At 56.0% G+C, this 3308-nt stretch carries 4 protein-coding genes and 1 pseudogene; 1 reads left to right on the forward strand and 4 read right to left on the reverse strand.

Annotation, left to right across the window (positions count from 1 at the left end; translation table 11 throughout):
- Nucleotides 1–45 precede the first annotated feature (45 nt).
- Both EXE42_RS18625 and EXE42_RS14845 read right to left on the reverse strand, forming a co-directional pair.
- Nucleotides 46–216 (reverse strand): hypothetical protein, encoded by a 171-nt coding sequence (locus EXE42_RS18625; RefSeq protein WP_158293649.1) that lies wholly within the window; start codon nt 214–216, stop codon nt 46–48.
- On the reverse strand, nt 213–467 hold the full coding sequence (locus EXE42_RS14845) for a hypothetical protein (RefSeq protein ID WP_137706832.1): 255 nt from the start codon (nt 465–467) through the stop codon (nt 213–215). The genes EXE42_RS18625 and EXE42_RS14845 overlap by 4 nt, the downstream gene beginning before the upstream one ends.
- Before the next feature lie 446 nt (nt 468–913).
- Between EXE42_RS14845 and EXE42_RS14855 the strand changes: the two genes are divergently transcribed.
- Nucleotides 914–1822: a hypothetical protein gene (locus tag EXE42_RS14855; RefSeq protein WP_137694940.1), complete on the forward strand. Its 909-nt coding sequence runs from the start codon at nt 914–916 to the stop codon at nt 1820–1822.
- Nucleotides 1823–1904: 82 nt separating this feature from the next.
- Here EXE42_RS14855 and EXE42_RS14860 read toward each other — a convergent pair whose 3' ends face one another.
- Together EXE42_RS14860 and EXE42_RS20250 are read right to left on the reverse strand one after the other, a co-directional pair.
- The gene (locus tag EXE42_RS14860; protein ID WP_137706833.1) at nt 1905–2864 is read right to left on the reverse strand and encodes a hypothetical protein; all 960 of its coding nucleotides are present in this window, start codon (nt 2862–2864) and stop codon (nt 1905–1907) included.
- A pseudogene (locus EXE42_RS20250) lies at nt 2857–3308 on the reverse strand (hypothetical protein); the annotation flags it as partial. The pseudogene EXE42_RS20250 and the gene EXE42_RS14860, both read right to left, overlap by 8 nt.

Below are 3308 nucleotides of genomic sequence, written 5' to 3' on the forward strand. Positions count from 1 at the left end.
CGCCGCAGACCTCACAGGTGGAGAGGTCGCGATCGGCGTGAGTGCTCACACCGGCTCACCCCAGTCTTCCGTGAGGTCGGCCCAGCAGTCCGGGCACATCGCGAAGTCTTCGAGCCGGTTGCGATCGTCGACGGACCGGGTCTCGCCTTGAATCCAAACGTGCCGGTCGTCCGGTTCGAACCGGGACCGACAGTCCGCGCAGTAGAGGGTCGTCATCGCGCGCCCCCGTCGAGGTCGTGATCGTACGGTCCGGAGTCCGTCAGCAGCTGGACCCGGTCGCGTTTGAGGAGGGCGTCGGTCTTCTGGTCGCGCAGCTCGTAGAACACGCCGTCGGCGTCATTGCGGCGCGCGCAGAGTTGACACCAGAAATGGTGATTCGTCGGTTCCCACGTTCGGTGGCCGCGGGGACAGAGGAACCGCCACCGATCTGCGTCATCTTCGATCCGCACAACTTCCTTTGGAGGCATCACCTCACGCCGACGAGGGGGGATATAAAAGCCGAAATCCTTGTACGGGGACTGAAAGTGAAACTGATGCGGAGCGAGTCCGCTGGTTGCTGCGCGATCACGTCCGCCGTGGGGGGATTGAATACCCCCGGCCGTGTTTGCTGACATGGCTTTCGTGCCTGACTCACGGAAGCCCGTGCGGGCCTGCTGCTCCAGCAGCGAGGCCCGGCTTTTGGAATGCTCCCGTTAGTGACGAAATTGTATTGACATCACATAGTTCTATCGCTGTTCAATGAGTCAAGTGACCCGGTTTTGACCACGTCTGAGGTAGCAGAGGAGTTGGATTTCTCACTATCAGGGACAAGAAAGAGATTATATCAACTCAATGAAGACGGGATTATAGATATGAAAAAAGCAGGGAATAGTCCAGTATGGTGGCTGTCTACGGATAGACAGAGCTGAGTGAGATGATTGGTGAAAGTCAGGATAAGCTGATAGACAAAATAAACACTCGGAGTCTACAGGAGCACTTAAATAGACAATTAGAGATATATAAGCACACACAAGTAAGAGCGGAAAGAATAATTCAGTTATTAATAGCATCGGCCGCTGTAATTGCTACTTTTGGAGATCCTGAAGTATTCCGTAGAATTGGTGAGTTGTACCTTGATTTGCTTACTGTGGATGTTTTAATTGAACCGTTTGTGATTTTATCACCTGAAGAGCAATCTGAAGTTCTGAGTTTCTTGGGGGTTCCTCTTAGTACTCTGCTTTTTATTTTAGGGGTATTGTTACTGGTCGATTCGGTGGTTTGGTCGGTTGATGTGATTAGGATGCCGCGTCCTCGACCGTATATGAGTGGAAAGGGTCTGGGAATCGTGAATTTTTCTCGGGAAGAGCTTGATTATATATCAAATCTTGGATATAATACCGTAGGAACTGAGTCAGAGCGGTTGAAGAGTGACATAAAATACAATGTCATTGTCCTAAGTAGGGTTGAACAGTATCTGAATCGATCATATACGACACTCGCCATGGGATTATTCACATTATTCGTGTCAACTCTCCCATATTCCGCAGAATTGGCAGATGATATTAGCATTCTGACTGCTATGCTGGTGGCTATTTTTACTTCAGTGACAATGGGTGTTCTATTATTTATTGGTGATCTGCTTATTTCTGGAATCAAAAAAGTGGAAGTGCGAAAGCGTAATATCCCAGTTCCTGAAGCACTGTATCGATTGTATAGAAGATCGGCTGGAGTAAATATGGTACATATTTTAATTTATACTTTTGGTAGTGTCATACTAATGATCACCTACCTATTCTCATTTACTGTCACCAGTATTTGGCTTGTAGAAGTAGGTCTGATATGAAAGCGCGACCCCCCACAAGGAGGGGTCGCGCAGGCTCCCGCCCACTGAAAGGGGTGGGTGGGTCGAAGGGTAGTTCACCGTGTTAGGTTGCTGGTCCGCGGTCGCGCAGCTCGTCGAGGAGATCGGGCCAGTCGAGGTCGAGTGAGAAGAGGTCCGGTTCGAGGTTCCAGTTCCACGGAGCGGCGTCGTCAGGGTCCGGTTCCGCGGTCGCGGGTTCGAGGTTTTCGACGGTCCCACCGAACAGCTGGTTCGTCGGCTTGTCAGCATCAGCGGGCCAATCCGCGAAGAAGTCGACCTCTTTCTTCGAGTGTTTGAAGTACGCCGTCGTGAACAGCCGTTTCAGCTCCGGGTGACAGTCCTTCCCTGTGTGGAAAACCGTTCCGAAGACGTCGACGTTGATCTTCGCCATCCGCTTGGCGAGCGGGGAGAACTGTGCCGCGACCTCGTAGCTGTTCGTCCGCGCGTCGAAGTGCGTCGATCCCTCGTCGATGAACACGAACTTCGGCCGGTCGCGATGCTCGATACACGTCACGGCGAGGTCGTGCGCGCTGGTCACCACGAGGTCCGTCCGAGGCCAGGTGCGCGAATTCGAGATGACGAGGAGATCGTCGACGGTCGCGGAGCGGAGTTCCGCCAGCAGCGCCATCAGGTTCGTCTTCCCCGTGTTCGGGTTCCCGGCGCCGCCGATGAACGCAGTCGCGTCGTTGTTCGTCATCACGTCGTCAAGCCGTAGCGGGAGCCGCAGCGCGGAGCCGTCTAGGTCCTGCTCGGTGATTCCGACGAGATGCGAGAGCATCAGGGAGTTGCCGGAGCGAATCGCTTCGGACGCCTTCCGCGACTGCTGGGTCCGGTCGACGAGGTCGAGCAGCTGCGAGTCCTGGACAAGCTCCGGGTCGAGGTCGTTGAGGAAGACCGACGCCGACACGTCGTCCGGGTCGATCGCGCCAGCTCGCGGGTCGAGGTCTCGATCCGTCTCGATGCGACCGGAGAGCTGTTCCGCGAGTTTGGCCGCGGTCAGCATCCCTTCGTCGGAGTTACCCATCGGCACGCACCTCGGCGGTTTCCGCGTGGCCGTTTCGGTCGGCGTCCGGGTCCTCCGGCGTCGAGAAGTCGAATCCGGACTTGTGTTCCATCTCGTCGATCGCGTCGTCGTCGACGAGGTCGGAGAGGTCGGAGTCCGCGGCGTCGTCAAGACCGAAGTCCTTCAGCTCCTGGTCGACGGCGCGCTCGATCCCTTCGCCGGAGTCAGGCAGGGAGCCATCTTCGAACAGCTCGACGATGCGCTCAACTGTGTTCCGGGTTGCGCGGCGGACCACCACGAACGCGGAGCTTTCGAGGATGAATCCTCGCTGCGCGTCGTCTTGGAGCTGGCCGCGACACTCGTGGACGGCGCGGAGCGCGCGGGTCAGTTCCCGATCGTCGAGCGTCCCGCGCCAGGTACCGACGACGGTCATGTCTTCGAGGTCAACTTGTTTCCCGACGTAGA

Source organism: Halorubrum sp. SP3 (assembly GCF_005435195.1).
Classification (GTDB): Archaea; Halobacteriota; Halobacteria; order Halobacteriales; family Haloferacaceae; genus Halorubrum; species Halorubrum sodomense.

Excerpts from the sequence above, each read along its gene's own strand:
- EXE42_RS18625 (WP_158293649.1), bottom strand. The coding sequence starts at position 216 with ATGACGACCCTCTACTGCGCGGACTGTCGGTCCCGGTTCGAACCGGAC.
- EXE42_RS14845 (WP_137706832.1), bottom strand. The coding sequence starts at position 467 with ATGCCTCCAAAGGAAGTTGTGCGGATCGAAGATGACGCAGATCGGTGG.
- EXE42_RS14855 (WP_137694940.1), top strand. The coding sequence starts at position 914 with ATGATTGGTGAAAGTCAGGATAAGCTGATAGACAAAATAAACACTCGG.
- EXE42_RS14860 (WP_137706833.1), bottom strand. The coding sequence starts at position 2,864 with ATGGGTAACTCCGACGAAGGGATGCTGACCGCGGCCAAACTCGCGGAA.